Here is a 15,551-nt window from a genome sequence, read left to right on the forward strand (position 1 = left end):
GCTAATCTATTCTTTAATATAAATTTTTATACTGTCGCTTTCGCCGCTATCGCTGATAGCTCTAATAATAAATTCACCGGCTTTTGCTTTCCATATTACTGCTTCGTTTGGTTTCGCGGTTGCTATTAATTCATTTTCCACAAACCAAAAAATGTTGTTGGTTTTATTATCGCTAATCGCACTAAAAGTAATGTTATCACTATTTTTAATTGAATGTACGGAATTTTTTAACGGGTATATAATTTTAGGTTTTTGATGATGCCAATTTATCAACCTATTGCAATGGTTTGTAGGTATCGGTTTCGGTAATATATGTATTCCTGCTTTTTGATAAACCGCAAGCATATCTGTTGGCCATAAATTTACTGTTTTATATTCTGTTTGTCCTTTAATAAAGTTACAAGCAGGCATACCGGTTTTTAAATCTATCAACATTTTTCTATAAATACCGGATTGTTTTATCGGTGATTTGCCTTGAATGAATAAGGTTTCTGCTTTAACCGGACACATATCGTTATCGATATCTCCCGTATCTGCACAAACTTTTACTTTAGTAATATTTAGTGCATTAATTTTTGAAAGGATTAAATCCTCATCTTTATTTGGTCTAGCTATGGATTCGATAATATTAAAGAATAAAGGGGCTGCAGCAATATTACCCGTAAATGTTCCGTGAGTTTGCCCTTTGAAATCCCCAACCCAAACAGCAAGTACGTATTTCCCGAATATGCCGACGCTAAGTGCATCTCTAAATGAGCTGGAAGTACCTGTTTTCCAATAAATCGGTAAGTTATGCCTTGTATTATTATAGGTAATAGGACGAGTCGTATCTTTTATAATATCAAGTGTTAAATAGCTTGCCTCGGGGGATAGTAGTACGGTGTCTGTGTCATCCTTGTCCTCTCCTGTGTCATTCCCGCGAAAGCGGGAATCCAGTAAATCATATGAAATTTTTGTTCCAACATTTAGGTAATTTTTTATGGATTCCTGCTTTCGCAGGAATGACATAGTAGAATCCAATACTTTTCTAAGCGGTTTATAAGTACCGAAATTAGCAAGCATAGCATAAAGAGTAGTTAACTCTTCAAGAGTAATTTCTGCTGTGCCGAGCACTATAGATAAACCGTAATTTTCAGGTTTTCGTAAGCCGCTAATTTTTGCTTGTTGTAAGAACTCATAAAAATTCGGGTTTTTTAACTGAGACGCTAGAAATATTACAGGTACGTTACGGCTCTTTATTAATGATTCTCTAGCACTTAAACCGCCTGCAAACCTACTATCAAAATTTTCCGGTTTATAATAATCATAGTAAGTAGGTGTATCCTTTAGTAAAGTTAACGGATGTATTAGTGATTGATCAAAACTAAGTGCATAGACAAACGGTTTTAAAGCTGAGCCTGGAGATCTATGGCTTTTAGTGCCGTTAATCTGTCCACAAATATCGTTATTAAAAAACTCTCCGGAGCCAATACTTGCAAGCACTTCCATAGTAGTAAAATCAATAAGAATTACGGAGGCATTATTAATGCCATATTTTTTCCGATCATTAATATATAGCCGAACTTGTTGTTCTATAGCAGCTTGCAGATTTTTATCTATAGTAGTGCGTATAATAGGGCTATCATTATTTGCTAGTATGTCTAAAGTAAAATGCGGTGCAATAAAAGGAAGTTTTTTATTTTGATTAAATTTAACCGGCAAACTAATTAACTTATTATAAATAATATCTTGTGGGTGAATCGTGAGCCACTCGGTAAATAGATATTTACGTGCTTTAAAAATATTAATATCATTCCCTCCTCTTTTAAGCGGATTTTGTGGGATTACTGCAAGGCTTAGAATATCGATCAAATTTAAATCTTTTAGGTCACGATTGAAGTAAATATAACTGCCGGCTGCTATCCCTTCAATATTACTACCGTAAGGCACTAGATTTAGATAAGCTTCTAGGATTTCATCTTTTGAATAATGTAGCTCTACATGAATAGCTTTAATGATTTGATGGATTTTACCAAGAATAGTAGAAGAGTTTATTCCATATCTTAAACGTGCTACTTGCATTGTTATAGTAGAGCCGCCTATTTTACGATTATTCTGTAAATAAGTAGAATAAAAAGCTTTGGCTAAAGAAACGGGGTTAACGCCAAAATGCGCATAAAAATGCTTGTCTTCATATAATAGTACTGTTTCTATAAAATTTGCCGGTATTTCACGTATAGGAGTGAATATCCTATATTTATCGTCTTTAGAAAGCGAAATACGCATTAACTCGCCGTTTCGGTCAAATACTCTTTGTGAGAAACTTACGTCTTTAAGTAAAGGTGCAGGAGGAATAGCAAAATATAATATTATAATGCCGCTGATTGTAATAAAAAGTAATTTGGTTTTGAGAGACAAAGTAATATACCTTATAGTTTAATGTCACCGTGTAGGTAAGAAAGCGCGGTTGCGTGGAACGATTTTTGCGTCATTGCGAGGAAAAACTGCAAGTTTCGACTAAGCAATATTGGAACAATTCCTGAGATTGCCACGCTCACTAACGTTCGCTCGCAATGACGACTTGGGTATTCATGCGGGAATGACATCATGTTATATAACAATCATTATAAAGCATTTTAAAAATAATGAAAATTTTAATAATATAGCTTGCATGTATAGAAGTAATATCGTATAATGTGCTACGAGATTTTAATAAATTAACTAAACGTTAACAAAAATAACATTTCCTATAAATACTAAAATATCATATAAAATCCACGTTACTATCCTATTTTATAACTCATCAATATAAATTTTTGACATAATATTTTTTATGTATCATTATCTTTAATAACAAAAAAGTATTAATATTTTAAGTAATAAGATTTATTAAAGAGAAATTAGATATTATGGAAAAAATATTAAATCTATAAATTCTAAACTTACAAAATTATTCTTACTTAACTGTGCTAATGCTGCAATCCTTACCGCTGTGACCGGGGAAGCAAGAGCAGATATAGAAATCTATGATATATTGAACCATACTGCTGACTACCAAATATTAACTCCTGCTCAAAAGCTTAATGTTATAAAAGGAATTCAGGACCGTACAGATTTTGGTGACCTTGTTGACGATCTTATGCCGGGGGAAAGAAGATTATTCAATAACGCAATAATAGAAGTCACTAGACTTCAAGCAGTTGCTCCTGTACTTAACGGTGCTAGAGAAAGAAGAGAAGCACGTGCAGCCGGTGTTGAAGTTGTTGATTTAACAGGTAATACAGCAGTAGAAACAGGACGTAACGAGCAAGAGATGGCTCTAGAAAATAGACTTCAAGTATTGGAAATCCTTGCTAAAGCTGAAGGGGCAAATGCTGTCAGTATTAACGATAAAATTAAAAAGGCTATACATTTTATAACATAGAAAATTTAAATACACCTTTGGAGCAGTTAAAATATATAGCTATGACAGGCGGTGTAGATGCTAATGACGATTTAAAAGTTGTAAATAATCTGTAAGAAACATCGATATTAATGCTAAATACTCTGAATCAGGAAACAGCCCTTTTAAATAAGTTTAAAAGCGTAGCTACTCCGGAAGCAAAACATAAATTATTAGATCAATTTAAAAACTATGTTAATCAAAACTTAGTTGAGCTTGAGTCAAACAATCTAGTATTCCCATAAGACAATCCGTAATGAAGTTAGCTGATCCTGCAATAGTAGTTAATTATTGAGAGCAGATGGCTAAATTAAAAGAAGCATATATTGATAACGGTAAAATTAAGATAGTGAATGAAAACGATAAGGTAGTTGATGAGCAAGGTCTAAAAAGTTACAACAAGATTTTAAAAGATGCCGGTTTAATAACTAAAGATTTGGATGGTAAGAAAATGCAGGCATTGATAAATAATTTCGATGCTTTAAACAATGAGTGATCTGGCACTTGTCCTAAAAAAGACTGTAGGTGAAATAAGAATAGATAATGAGGGTCTAGTAGGTCTTGTAATATAGCACCTCAAGCAATGGCAGGAGTAGTACCGCCTCCTCCGCCTCTACCGGGTGGAGTAGCAGCTCCTCCTCCGGCAGGTGTAGGTATAAGACTTGCAATAGCTAGGGATATAGCAAATCTAGATGCCATAGGTGATGATGAACTAAAATTAGCAGGTTATAAATCTAAAGGCAAAAGAAGATGCTGCATTAAGAGGAAGAATAGCTGCACCGGCACCGGTTGTAGGCAGAGCAGTCGCAGAAGTTCTTGTAGCTCCGAATACTTTAGACAGAATATTTCATAATGAGATGTATTTAGCTAAAAATAATGGAAATCCCGGAAAGCTAGAAGTAAGAACATTAGATTAGGTGCAGAAACAGATTTAGGGATTACTATCAAAACACTTTTAACTTTAGAAGAAAGGAAAAGTTCACTTGAGTCTTTAACATTATTTTCAGAAGCAAAGCCTGATAAAGCACAATTAATGATAAAAGCTGAGAATATTTGGAATAGACTAAAAGATGATGATGTAATAAAGCAAATTTCAAGGCAAGCTTTAACTTTAAATAATAAAATAGCCAACAAGGAATTTTTTAAAGAGCTATTTAATGAAGAAGAACATAATGCAATAGACCGTTAAACTATACTTTTGATAAATTACCGCTGGACTTACAAAATCATATTACGGCAAGAAGTACTGAAATAAAAATAAAAGATGAACTACAAGATAAGAAAACAATTATATCAAGAATAGATTATATTGCTAAAAATGAAAATGTTTTAGGAGCAAATTCTTTAAATAATGAAATAGAGATAAAATTTTCCGATGTACTAGATCTAGCTCCTAATAAAGGAGAAGTACGCGATAATATAGCCCTTACTCCTAAAGCAAACGAAGTAAATACTCAAATAAATAATTGGATTAATAACAATATTGTTAATTTAACAGTGGAAAGTAATATAGATAGAGGCTAACATTTTTACAAAATAAAGCTGTACCGGCAACATTATCAAGAATTTATGAAACGGCAGTTGATACTAACGCTAGATTACTAAGAAAAGTTTTAGCCGATAATGCAGCTGGTTTATCTAAAGCTTCTAAAACCATTACAGAGAAAAATATAACAGACGCCGTACAAAATAATTTTAATGCAAAAATGAAAGCTTTAATACCTAATACTAAAGATTTCTTAAAAGAGGAAAATTTCTTAATATAATTAAGTGATGAGAAAATAGAAGCGGTATTAAAAGGAGTAAAGCTGCTAATACCCCTGTTATTGCACCAGTAATAGTGGTAGCAGGTGGACTGCCACTACCTACGAGGATAGGATATAATGGGCTTGGTATGGACGGTTTAGTCAGAAAGAGGAACAGTCTAAAGCCTATCGTAAATCTTTTTCCTAAAAAAAATGCTGTGGTTGCAGTGGCAGTAGCTTATAATTGCTACTACTTCTAAAATAGGGGAAAAAATACGAAACCGTTGTTCAAACTATAGCAGCTTCAGTTGACACGGATTTAAAAAGAGAGTTAGCAATAAAGACTCAAGGAAAGGAAAAACTAAAAGCATTAATTGTAGAAGAAGTTTTTGAGAAATATACAACTAAAAATGCAGATGCACTTGATGGTAATATAAATCAATTAGCTCAAGCTATAAAAGAAGGAACCAATATTGAGTTCATAGGTCCTAAAAGAGAAGTAGCAAGTGGTATAGATCAGGAAACAAGAAATCTATGTGTTAGAATGAATCAAGATGCAGGATTAATGCAGCAACTTAAAGCGAATAATTCTAGGTTAGCAGCAATTATAGAAGCGGTAGCTGTAAATGAAGCAGAAGTTGCTACAAGACATCCTGAGTCAGCAGCAGCACAAGCAGTAGCAAATGGAGACGTAAGCTATGGTGGAGTAGTTGTAGTAGCTCCTGCTGTTGCTTTTGTGGTTCCTGTTGCACCGTTGGTTTTACCGGCAGATCCTGAAGAGGATGCAGAAGAGGTAATAGCTGTTCCTGCAGTTGCAGCTCCATTAGCACCGGCACCGGTAGTTATTAATATGGAAGATGTAGGGGTAGTTCCGCCTCCGGTGGAAGAAGCTCCACATACTGGTGCAGAAATTATGATTGTTCAACGTATAGAGAGGATTGTTCCTGTAGAGGGCAATATTGAAGGCTTTGATGATAAAGATGATGATTTTAACATTGAAGAAGATTATGAAAATGATGATTATAATATAATACAGGAGCGAACAAAAGTAGAAGTATCTAGTAGTACAAATAAATCAGAATCTAAGGATTCTGAAGTTAGCCTTGAAAACTCGAAGCAAGAGGAAGTTAGACAAGAAGAGGAGGCAAAAGTAGTTGCTTCTATAAAGGAAGCCGCAGAAGCAAGCATTGCTGAAGCTGTAAGAGTTGAAGCTGCTGAAGTTGTAGAAATGCAAAATGCAGTAAAACAAGACGAAGAAATGATTGGAGCAATATATAATCCGATTCATGATATCACTCAAATGAGCTGTAATATTATATCGCATAGAATGTTCTCTAGTGCTGTGGTTGCTGCGGGTGATGAAGATGAAAAAGTGTTAGATAAAAGCCTTTGGATTGCAGGTACTTACGGTACTAATACGCAAAAAGGTTTTGCCGGTTATAAAGGTCATGTTGTGGGTGGTACTATAGGTTTTGATATTGGTTCTGATAACTACAAAGATTTAGTCGGTATTGCTTATACTAAATTGGATTCAAAGTTTAAATCTAACGGTAGCAGGTCAAATACTAATATCGATAGCCATATCGTAACTTTATACGGACAAAAAGAATTACCGAAAAACTTTATGATACAAGCTATGTTTGCTTACAATCATAATATAGTAAAGAGTAAATCAACCGTTTAGGTACTATTGCAACCGGTAAATATAAGGATAATAATTATAACTTTGAAACTTTATTAAGTTATAATCATCTTATGAATGGTGATATTACGCTTACTCCAAATCTTGGTATAAGATACGGCCACTCTAAAGACGATACATATCAAAAAAGTGATGTTGTAGGTATTCAGCATTTGAGTATTGCTTCTAAAAGTAGCATTTATAAAGCGGTATTTTAGGCGGTAAGGTAGTTCTTTAGCACCGCAGAAAATAGCTGAAGGTTTCAGTGTTATGCCTGCACTTCAAGCATCTGTAGAACATTACTTAATGATAATAGTAAAAAACTTAATGCTAAAGTAAAATGGAAAGATAGAGAAGTTAATGAAACTATCGCATTACCGAAGCAACCTAAAGTCGCTTATAATATCGGTGCTAGCGTTTTAACTGAAAAAGATAATGTAAGCGTATTACTTGAATATCACTGTTATTTACAAAAGAAATATCAAAGCTATCAAGGCTTTGTGAAGTTGAAAGTGAAGTTATAACAGCCAAAATCGTCATTGCAAGAAAAAACTGTAAGTTTTGACGAAGCAATCCAGTAAAAAATGCTAATTTATAGCATTTTTTTTTATTTTTTGTGGATTACCACGCAGCCTACGGCTGCTCGCAATGACGATTATGAACCCACGCTAGCAATGCACTCCCAAGAGTCGTAAATAATACTTATTACTCGTCTCTTACTACTAACACTGATATATCTGAATGACGGACGATTTTAGAAGCATTAGGTCCAAGCATATAATCTTTTAATTGTAGTCTGACTGCAGAGATTATGATTAAATCGGCTTTAATTTCATTAGAGTGCTTAATTATTTCATCATAAACGGCACCGCTACCTATATAATAATCTGTTTCAATTTCATCGGGAATATATTGTTTGATAAGCTCTTTAATTTGAGCTTTATACTTTTCTTTTTTCTCTGTTCTCCAATGTTTAGGTAAATAATCTTCAAACATTTTCGTACCGAATTCAGGAATTACATACATAAAATGTAATTTTGCTTGAAAGTTCGTCGCAAGCATTAAAGCCTTAGAAAGAATACCTTTTATAGATTTTTTATCATTTAAATCTATAGGTATCAGTATATTTTTAAATATAGTATTTTCAGACATAAGATATTGTTAGTTTTTGTTTCTTACTGAATCATGTTTTGGTAGAACAAAATTTTTAGTATCGGCGAAATAGTTAATGTCCAGGTTATTTAATAAGTAATTAGAAAGTTTAAAATTTGCTACGTTTCTATGAAAAGCTCCGATAAATTTATCTAAAATATCACGATTTGCCTCATCTCTAGTTACTAGAATTGCCGATACTTTTACTGTAGTTTGATTATCGGTAATCCCTGGATATAAGCCCTTATGAAGTATGGCTTTATGAAAAGCTCTATTTTGTTTTATTAATTCCGTTATTTTATCATTGTCAATAGAAATGAAATCAATTTCACACTTATTAGCTATTAAATTTACTAAGGGGTTAGAATGTCCAACCATCATTATTATAGCATCTATTTCCTTATTACAGAATTGATCACTAGAATCTTCATAATTAATGTGTAGCTCTTCAGGTTCCTTAGCAAATTTATATAAAGAACGTACGACATCATAAGTAATATGACTACTGGAAAATGCTGGACCGTTAGTTATTTTTTTTCCGTCAATATCAGCAAAACCTTTTATTTTATCCTCATCTTTTACAATAACCGTAAAAAACTCATCATGTAGATTAAGCACCTGACGTAAATTTTGCATTTTTTCTTGATCGTGATAATAACCTATGCCCTCATATGCTTCTACTGCAATATTAGCTTGCACTAGGGCTAAATCAATTTTGCCTTGTTGTAATAATTTTAAATTTTCTATACTACCGTTTGTTGCAACAACTTCGCATTTAATATGTTCATTATTTTTATCGTCATTTGTAATAGTCTTGCATAAATCAAGTCCAATAGCATAATATCCTTTTAAAATAGAGCCGGTACCGATTTTAATGACTTTTGGAGCAGCATAAATATTACTGCAAATAAGAAATATGCTAATAATAGTCGCTAGTTTAAAATTGTTCATAAAGCTAATTTGAATTATTTGTGGTATTTTGGTCTTCTTTATGTTCACCAAGTTTTAGTTCTAATAAATTAATAGCACCGATATTTATTCCTTTGTCTGAAAACTCAATATCAAACTTAGCTTTTTCTATATTTTTGTAAGCCGAATTTGAATCATTTTGCTCTGTATTTAATTGCACGTCGGAAGCTTTATTAATGGCTTTAGCAATAATTGTTTTAATTATTTTCTTAGAAAAAATAATATTATTCGGTAATAATTTATCAACTATGGAATTATAATTTTCTAGCTCAAAATATAGTTTTCCTTTCGGTAATTTATTGGCAAAGAGTTGTAAATCACCGTTTAAATTAATTTTAGAATCATTATCACAAGTAAAAATAAATCTTTCTATATTAAAATTTTGTAAAATAGCTGAATCTTCTCCGTCTTCAGCAAATTTTAAAGAAGCAGCAATATCTAAATTAGCATTTTTAAAATTCAAAATATCTTTTTCTGAATAATAATTCATGTTTAAAAATAAGGATATATTTTCCTCACTTGCTAAATTCTGTTTTCTTATAAGAAATGCTAAATCATTAATTTTAAAGATTTCTTGATTATCTTTAAATATCAATAATGCTTTATTATTTAACTGAATTGATTTTAATATTTCTTTTAAATTATCATCTTTTGATATTTTATATAAAGGTTTATTAAATTTTCCTATACCCTTTATGTCATCATCGCTGCGTACATCATAGGTAAATGTTTTGTCGCCGTAATTATCGACTTCTCTAATAAAAGGACCGAAATTAAGAGCGGCTCTTTTAGTACTAAAAGCTATATTTAGGACAATATTTTCGCATGTAAATTCTTTAGAATTTACATGATCAATTAATTTTACTTTAGGATCCGTTACGGTAATTTTCCAATTAAAAGGATAGCCTGAAAACTTAACTACATTATAAGATATTTTAAGATTATCGGATTCAGAATTCTTCATTAAACTTACAACGTTATTTTTTATAGTATATGCAGTTGCAAACCATATTATAGTAAAGGCTAAAAACACAAAAAGAAGTATTTTACGTATCACTTTTTTAATCCATTATAATTTTATATTACGAGTAGCAGCAGGAAGGCGTACTTTTATGCCGTCTAATTCTTCGGTTAAAATAATTTGACATCCCAATCTAGAAGTATCGGTAAGACCAAAGGCTAAGTCAAGCATATCTTCCTCTGCTTCCGTAGGTTTTTTTAATTTGTTGTAAAATTCTTCTTCTAAAATAACGTGACAAGTAGCACAAGCAAGCGATCCTTCACAAGCTCCCTCAAGGTCTAGGTCGTTACTATGGGCAATTTCTAAAATAGAAAGCCCTATCGGTGCTTCTACTGTTTTTTCTTCTCCATCATTTATAATAAATGTTACTTTTATTTTTCCTGACATTCTTCTTATTTTTCCTTATCTAAATTAGTTCGATTATATATAATATTTTATATATAACTGAGGCTATTTAATTTGATTGATATTTTTGCCTTTTAGCAAATCATTAATTATTATATTAAACTTTGTATCCATAGATTTTTTTATTTTGGATTTAAACTCTTTAATAGAATTATTAATTAAGATCCAATCTCTAGCGTGTACGGCTTCTTTTATATTATCTAATAAAGAATTAATTATAGATATCTCACTTTCCGATAATAAAGTTGTTAATTCCGCTATAGCACGTTCTATGCTAAAGATTAAAGCCTCTGCTTCAATTACTGCTTCTTGTAATAATCTTGTAGTATAATCTATTTTAGCATTTTTATACGCGTTTTCTAACATAATATCAATCTCGGTTTTATCAATACTGTGATTTGGCTTTACTTCTATAGCATGTGATGTATTGCTGATTTTCTCATAAGCAGAAACGGATAATATACCGTCTGCGTCAATAGAAAAAGTAACTTCGGCTCTAATATATCCTGCTTTCATAGGAGGAAGTCCCTTTAACTCAAATCGGGCTAAACTGCGGCAATCGGCAGCCATTTCACGTTCACCTTGTAATATATGAAATTGTATACCGGTTTGATTATCGACATAAGTCGTAAATTCTTTTACGACCGAAATAGGAATCGGAGTATTATGCATGATGATTTTTTCAACTATACCGCCATATAATTCCATACCCAGCGATAAAGGTGCTACATCAATCAATAATGAATTTGTATGGGGTGCTATTAAATTTTCTGCTTGTAATGCAGCCCCCCATACAACTGCTTTATCAGGATCGATATCTGATAGAATATCTATTTTAAATGCTTTATATAACTCGTCTTTTATTAAAGGAATGCGGGTTGCACCCCCTACTAAAATAACTCCGTCTATATTTGGATTTCCTGCTTGTTCTAAACACTCTTGAGCTATATTGATAGTACGTTCTACTAATGGTAAAATTAATTGCTCTAATGTTTGCTTATTAATTGATACATTATCATTATTAAAACTATCTTTATATGTTAAAGTTTCTTTTGCTTTTTTTGCAAGTTGTAAAGTATCTATAGAATTAGGTAAATCAAATTTATTGCAAAGATATTGTGTAATTACTACATCTATATCGTTGCCACCAAGCATATTATCGCCGTTTGTTGCTATAACTTGAAAAATACCTTCTTGTATATTAAGAATAGATACGTCAAAAGTACCGCCGCCTAGGTCATATACTAAATAACAGCCTTTTTGATTTTTGTTTAAGCCGTAAGCATAGGCAGCTGCAGTAGGTTCGGCAATTAGCCTTAATACTTCAAAACCTGCTATTTTAGCCGCAAGCATTACTTCGCCTCTTGCTGCATCGTTAAAATGTGCAGGTACTGTTATTACTGCTTTAGTTAGATTAGTCTTTAATTGTTCTTCTGCTTGATTTTTTAGGTAAATAAAAATTTCTGCTGCAATTTCAGGGACTCTCAGTTGTTTATTTGCAAAATTTAGCTTAAGCTCACTACTATTTACATCTAGATAATCTTTAACTAACGAAAAAAGTGCCGGAGTATTTAGAATTTCTTTTAATGTTTTACCGAATAGTCTTTTAATAGAACGCAGTCCTTTATTATTACCTATAGTAAAATTGTTACTTGTAAAATCTATAGTAGTTGGGATTAATTCTTTATCATCTATAGATTTAATAACTTTAACTTTTCTATTAGCTGCAATAGCTATTAATGAGTTAGTAGTGCCAAAATCGATACCGACTGCTATTTGCCGTTCTTGCTTAAAATCAGCTTGCTCCGGTTCCCTAATTTCTATTATTTGCATGATTTTATTTTTTCTTGCAGTTTATGCAGCAATGTCCCAATATATTTAAGCTTGCTAGTTTTTATAGTTGCGTCTGATAGATTTTGTTCTTCAAAAGCTTGTTTTAAAGAATCAATTTCAAGCTTTTTCATTAATTCATATTTGTCTTTTATTTTTTCTAAATCACTAAATAAGATAGTATTTTCGATTATTTCCATTTCATCCCAGAATATGCTTAATTCTAGAGGCGAAAGTAAACTACGTGTTTTTTCGTCATTCAAATTTATATTTTGCAAAAGCAGCATATATTCAGCACGCTTTAAGGCATCTTTAAGAGTAGAGTAAGCGTTATTTAATTCAGCCGCAGTAATTAGATTTTGTTCCTTTTCCTGCAAAGTTTTTGCTTTATCGGGATGATATTTTACCTGCATAGCAAAATATTGCTTTTCTAATATCTTTAAATTAATATTATACTCTTGCGGAAGTCCTAATAATTGAAAATAATTTTGCACTTTTCCTTTTTTGTAATTCTAAACTGCTCTATCATATATCAAAAATTAAAAAAATACAATTATGGAAGTAGATCTATTACATTTTGAAAAAAAATATCATAACTGTATTGTAGCAGGTATAGATGAAGCAGGTAGAGGACCGCTTGCAGGTCCGGTAGTAGCAAGTGCCGTTATAGTAGATAACGCCAATATTATAACGGGCATTAAAGATTCTAAAAAGCTTTCCAAAAAGAAAAGAGAATTACTATATGAACAAATCACTAGTAATTATGTTTGGGCAACTGCTATTATTTCTCATACCGAAATTGATGATATTAATATATTAGAGGCAACTAAAAAAGCTTGTTCTATTGCTGTAGCAAATCTTAGCCTTGAGCCAGAAATAGTGTTAGTTGACGGTAATATGCAGTTTAAGGATGAAAGATTTGTCAGTATAATTAACGGTGATAATTTATCATTATCGATTGCTGCGGCTTCTATTGTTGCAAAAGTTACTAGGGATCGTTTGATGCTAGACTTAAGTGCTGAATTTCCCCAATATTTATGGCACAAAAATTCCGGCTACGGTACCAAAGAACATATCGAAGCTATTAATATACATGGCTTATCACCGTATCATCGTAGGAGTTTTAGGTGTTGTTAATGGTATTGCCCGTGTGGACACTGAATAGTCATTGCGAGCAGCCATAGGCTGCGTGGCAATCTCATGAAATAATAACAAACTCCTGAGATTGTCAAAACTTACAGTTTTGCCTCGCAATGACGATGACGATTTTGGTATCCACAACGCACACCATTAACTCAACTCGAGTGCCGCCTCTTCTAGAGTTTTTAGCTGATCACGAAGTTTTACGGCTTGTTCAAATTCAAGATTACTTGCGGCTTTAAGCATTTCTTTCTTTAATTTATCAATATGGGTTTTTAGCTTAGCAGGATTATCAAATAAAGTATGAGCTTGTTTTTTATCAAGCTTACTATCGATTTTCTCAAATGCTGCTAAAGCGTGAATAGCACAGTTGATGGTTTTTGGAATTATGCCGTGTTTTTCATTATATTCTTGCTGAATTTGCCTTCTACGCAACGTTTCACTAACGGCTTTATCGATAGATTTAGTCATTTTATCGGCATAAAGTATAACTCTACCCGCGCTATTTCTTGCAGCTCTTCCTATTGTTTGTATTAACGATACTTCCGACCGCAAAAACCCCTCTTTGTCTGCATCAAGTATAGCAACTAAGCCGCATTCAGGGATGTCAAGCCCCTCCCTTAATAGATTAATACCGACTAAAACATCAATAGTACCTTGTCTTAAATCTCGTAAAATCTCTATACGTTCTAGAGTATGAACGTTAGAATGTAAATAAGAAGTTTTATATTTTAGCTCCTGCAAATAGGCGGTTAAATCTTCTGCCATTTTTTTAGTTAAGGTGGTGACTAGAACACGAAAACCTTGAGCGATAGTGGTTTGAATTTCGCTAATTAAATCCTCAACTTGGTTAGTAGCGGGTTTGATAATACATTCAGGATCAAGCAGCCCAGTAGGTCTGATAATCAATTCTACAACCGTGCCGCCGGTTTCTTCTAACTCGAACGGTCCTGGAGTTGCAGATACAAACACAGTTTGTGGTCTAAATTTGTCCCATTCTTCAAATTTTAAAGGTCTGTTATCAAGTGCAGAGGGTAGACGAAACCCATGCTCTACCAAAACTTTTTTCCTTGCTCGATCGCCGTTATACATCGCTCTAATTTGCGGTACGGATACATGGCTTTCATCAACAAATAATAATGCATCTTCTGGTAGGTATTCGAATAATGTAGGAGGCGGCTCACCGGCATTACGTCCTGTGAAAAAGCGAGAGTAGTTTTCAACGCCTTTACAGCTGCCGGTTTCCGTTAACATTTCAAGATCATATTGAGTACGTTGATTTAGCCTTTGAGTTTCAAGTGGTTTGTCTTGTGACTTTAAAAACTCTAAGCGTTTTTGTAATTCTTCTTCAATACCTGATATGGCATTATTGACCGTTTCTTGAGGCATCACAAAATGTGAATTACCAAAAACCAGAGCTTTATCGAGCTTAGCAAGTTTTTCACCTGTTAGGGGATCAAATTCATGGATATATTCGAGTTCATTACCGAAAAACGATAAACGCCAAGCTTTATCGCTGTAATGTGAGGGGAAAATATCGATGTTGTCGCCTTTAACTCTAAAACAGCCACGCTCAAATCCGATATCGTTACGCTCATATTGTAGATTTATCAAATCGTTTAGTAGCTGATCACGAGGGTAGCTTTGACCAGGCTCTAGATTAACCATCATTTGGTAATATAAATCGGGAGAGCCAAGGCCGTAAATACAGGAAACGGAAGAAACTACTATAACGTCACGACGCTCTAATAGCGATCTTGTAGCAGCATGACGCATTAAATCAATTTGTTCGTTAATTGATGAGTCTTTTTCTATAAAAGTATCGGTGCGTGCTATATAAGCTTCGGGCTGGTAATAATCATAATATGAGACAAAGTATTCAACGGCATTCTTTGGAAAAAGCGATTTCATCTCTGAATAGATTTGGGCAGCTAAAGTTTTATTATGAGCCATAATAAGAGTAGGACGATTAGTTCTCTCTATAATATTTGCCATAGTAAAGGTTTTGCCTGATCCCGTAATACCAAGCAACATTTGTGAGCGTTTTTTGCTACTTAACCCTGCTATAATTTCATCTATTGCTTTTGGTTGATCGCCTGCCGGTTTATATTCTGAGATAATAGAAAAATTATTCATGCATTTTTACTTGCTTTAAAAACTATAGTTTAAGATAATATATTAAAATCT

The 15,551-nt window shown here is 32.9% G+C and carries 16 protein-coding genes; 8 read left to right on the forward strand and 8 right to left on the reverse strand.

What is annotated here, in order from left to right:
* Positions 1-6: 6 nt before the first annotated feature.
* Positions 7-2,397, reverse strand: coding sequence for a penicillin-binding protein 1C (gene pbpC, locus RSL_RS01310; RefSeq protein ID WP_014273234.1), 2,391 nt, complete (start codon positions 2,395-2,397; stop codon positions 7-9).
* Between the two features lie 574 nt (positions 2,398-2,971).
* Between pbpC and RSL_RS01315 the strand changes: the two genes are divergently transcribed.
* From RSL_RS01315 to RSL_RS10385, 7 genes are all read left to right on the forward strand, one after another.
* On the forward strand, positions 2,972-3,403 hold the full coding sequence (locus RSL_RS01315; RefSeq protein ID WP_014419725.1) for a hypothetical protein: 432 nt from the start codon (positions 2,972-2,974) through the stop codon (positions 3,401-3,403).
* 110 nt (positions 3,404-3,513) lie between these two features.
* A complete protein-coding gene (locus RSL_RS01320) occupies positions 3,514-3,666 on the forward strand; it encodes a hypothetical protein (protein WP_014419726.1) in 153 nt (50 codons plus the stop codon).
* Positions 3,667-3,722: 56 nt separating this feature from the next.
* Positions 3,723-3,917 carry a hypothetical protein gene (locus RSL_RS01325; RefSeq protein WP_016926024.1) on the forward strand — a complete coding sequence of 65 codons (195 nt, stop codon included), beginning with the start codon at positions 3,723-3,725 and terminating at the stop codon, positions 3,915-3,917.
* Positions 3,918-4,004: 87 nt separating this feature from the next.
* Entirely contained in the window at positions 4,005-4,274 is a 270-nt protein-coding gene (locus tag RSL_RS01330; RefSeq protein ID WP_014410427.1) for a hypothetical protein, read from the forward strand.
* A 180-nt stretch (positions 4,275-4,454) separates the two neighbouring features.
* Positions 4,455-4,610 (forward strand): hypothetical protein, encoded by a 156-nt coding sequence (locus RSL_RS09475; RefSeq protein WP_004996505.1) that lies wholly within the window; start codon positions 4,455-4,457, stop codon positions 4,608-4,610.
* A 1,100-nt stretch (positions 4,611-5,710) separates the two neighbouring features.
* Positions 5,711-6,850, forward strand: coding sequence for an autotransporter outer membrane beta-barrel domain-containing protein (locus tag RSL_RS10380; protein ID WP_014419728.1), 1,140 nt, complete (start codon positions 5,711-5,713; stop codon positions 6,848-6,850).
* Positions 6,851-6,855: 5 nt separating this feature from the next.
* The gene (locus tag RSL_RS10385; RefSeq protein WP_267878490.1) at positions 6,856-7,065 is read left to right on the forward strand and encodes an autotransporter domain-containing protein; all 210 of its coding nucleotides are present in this window, start codon (positions 6,856-6,858) and stop codon (positions 7,063-7,065) included.
* A gap of 487 nt (positions 7,066-7,552) precedes the next feature.
* Here RSL_RS10385 and RSL_RS01350 read toward each other — a convergent pair whose 3' ends face one another.
* From RSL_RS01350 to hscB, 6 genes are all read right to left on the reverse strand, one after another.
* Positions 7,553-7,999 carry a universal stress protein gene (locus tag RSL_RS01350; protein ID WP_012736528.1) on the reverse strand — a complete coding sequence of 149 codons (447 nt, stop codon included), beginning with the start codon at positions 7,997-7,999 and terminating at the stop codon, positions 7,553-7,555.
* Between the two features lie 9 nt (positions 8,000-8,008).
* The gene (locus RSL_RS01355) at positions 8,009-8,950 is read right to left on the reverse strand and encodes a TAXI family TRAP transporter solute-binding subunit (RefSeq protein WP_014273237.1); all 942 of its coding nucleotides are present in this window, start codon (positions 8,948-8,950) and stop codon (positions 8,009-8,011) included.
* A gap of 4 nt (positions 8,951-8,954) precedes the next feature.
* On the reverse strand, positions 8,955-10,025 hold the full coding sequence (locus tag RSL_RS01360; protein ID WP_014273238.1) for an RP198 family tick cell line-upregulated protein: 1,071 nt from the start codon (positions 10,023-10,025) through the stop codon (positions 8,955-8,957).
* A gap of 12 nt (positions 10,026-10,037) precedes the next feature.
* Positions 10,038-10,376, reverse strand: a complete 339-nt coding sequence (locus RSL_RS01365) for a ferredoxin family 2Fe-2S iron-sulfur cluster binding protein (protein ID WP_004996492.1) — start codon at positions 10,374-10,376, stop codon at positions 10,038-10,040.
* 63 nt (positions 10,377-10,439) lie between these two features.
* Entirely contained in the window at positions 10,440-12,227 is a 1,788-nt protein-coding gene (hscA, locus tag RSL_RS01370; protein ID WP_014273239.1) for a Fe-S protein assembly chaperone HscA, read from the reverse strand.
* The gene (gene hscB, locus RSL_RS01375) at positions 12,218-12,718 is read right to left on the reverse strand and encodes a Fe-S protein assembly co-chaperone HscB (RefSeq protein WP_004996487.1); all 501 of its coding nucleotides are present in this window, start codon (positions 12,716-12,718) and stop codon (positions 12,218-12,220) included. Before hscB ends, hscA begins: the two co-directional genes overlap by 10 nt.
* A 61-nt stretch (positions 12,719-12,779) precedes the next feature.
* Here hscB and RSL_RS01380 point away from each other — a divergent pair, with 61 nt between their 5' ends.
* Positions 12,780-13,361, forward strand: coding sequence for a ribonuclease HII (locus RSL_RS01380; RefSeq protein ID WP_010976924.1), 582 nt, complete (start codon positions 12,780-12,782; stop codon positions 13,359-13,361).
* Between the two features lie 153 nt (positions 13,362-13,514).
* Here RSL_RS01380 and uvrB read toward each other — a convergent pair whose 3' ends face one another.
* A complete protein-coding gene (uvrB, locus tag RSL_RS01385; RefSeq protein ID WP_014273240.1) occupies positions 13,515-15,500 on the reverse strand; it encodes an excinuclease ABC subunit UvrB in 1,986 nt (661 codons plus the stop codon).
* Positions 15,501-15,551: the final 51 nt, after the last annotated feature.

Source organism: Rickettsia slovaca 13-B, from assembly GCF_000237845.1.
Taxonomy (GTDB): Bacteria; Pseudomonadota; Alphaproteobacteria; order Rickettsiales; family Rickettsiaceae; genus Rickettsia; species Rickettsia rickettsii.

Coding starts and splice junctions, on each gene's coding strand:
- RSL_RS01320 (WP_014419726.1), top strand. CDS start 3,514: ATGCTAAATACTCTGAATCAGGAAACAGCCCTTTTAAATAAGTTTAAA.
- RSL_RS01325 (WP_016926024.1), top strand. CDS start 3,723: ATGGCTAAATTAAAAGAAGCATATATTGATAACGGTAAAATTAAGATA.
- RSL_RS01330 (WP_014410427.1), top strand. CDS start 4,005: ATGGCAGGAGTAGTACCGCCTCCTCCGCCTCTACCGGGTGGAGTAGCA.
- RSL_RS09475 (WP_004996505.1), top strand. CDS start 4,455: ATGATAAAAGCTGAGAATATTTGGAATAGACTAAAAGATGATGATGTA.
- RSL_RS10380 (WP_014419728.1), top strand. CDS start 5,711: ATGAATCAAGATGCAGGATTAATGCAGCAACTTAAAGCGAATAATTCT.
- RSL_RS01350 (WP_012736528.1), bottom strand. CDS start 7,999: ATGTCTGAAAATACTATATTTAAAAATATACTGATACCTATAGATTTA.
- RSL_RS01355 (WP_014273237.1), bottom strand. CDS start 8,950: ATGAACAATTTTAAACTAGCGACTATTATTAGCATATTTCTTATTTGC.
- RSL_RS01365 (WP_004996492.1), bottom strand. CDS start 10,376: ATGTCAGGAAAAATAAAAGTAACATTTATTATAAATGATGGAGAAGAA.
- hscA (WP_014273239.1), bottom strand. CDS start 12,227: ATGCAAATAATAGAAATTAGGGAACCGGAGCAAGCTGATTTTAAGCAA.
- RSL_RS01380 (WP_010976924.1), top strand. CDS start 12,780: ATGGAAGTAGATCTATTACATTTTGAAAAAAAATATCATAACTGTATT.
- uvrB (WP_014273240.1), bottom strand. CDS start 15,500: ATGAATAATTTTTCTATTATCTCAGAATATAAACCGGCAGGCGATCAA.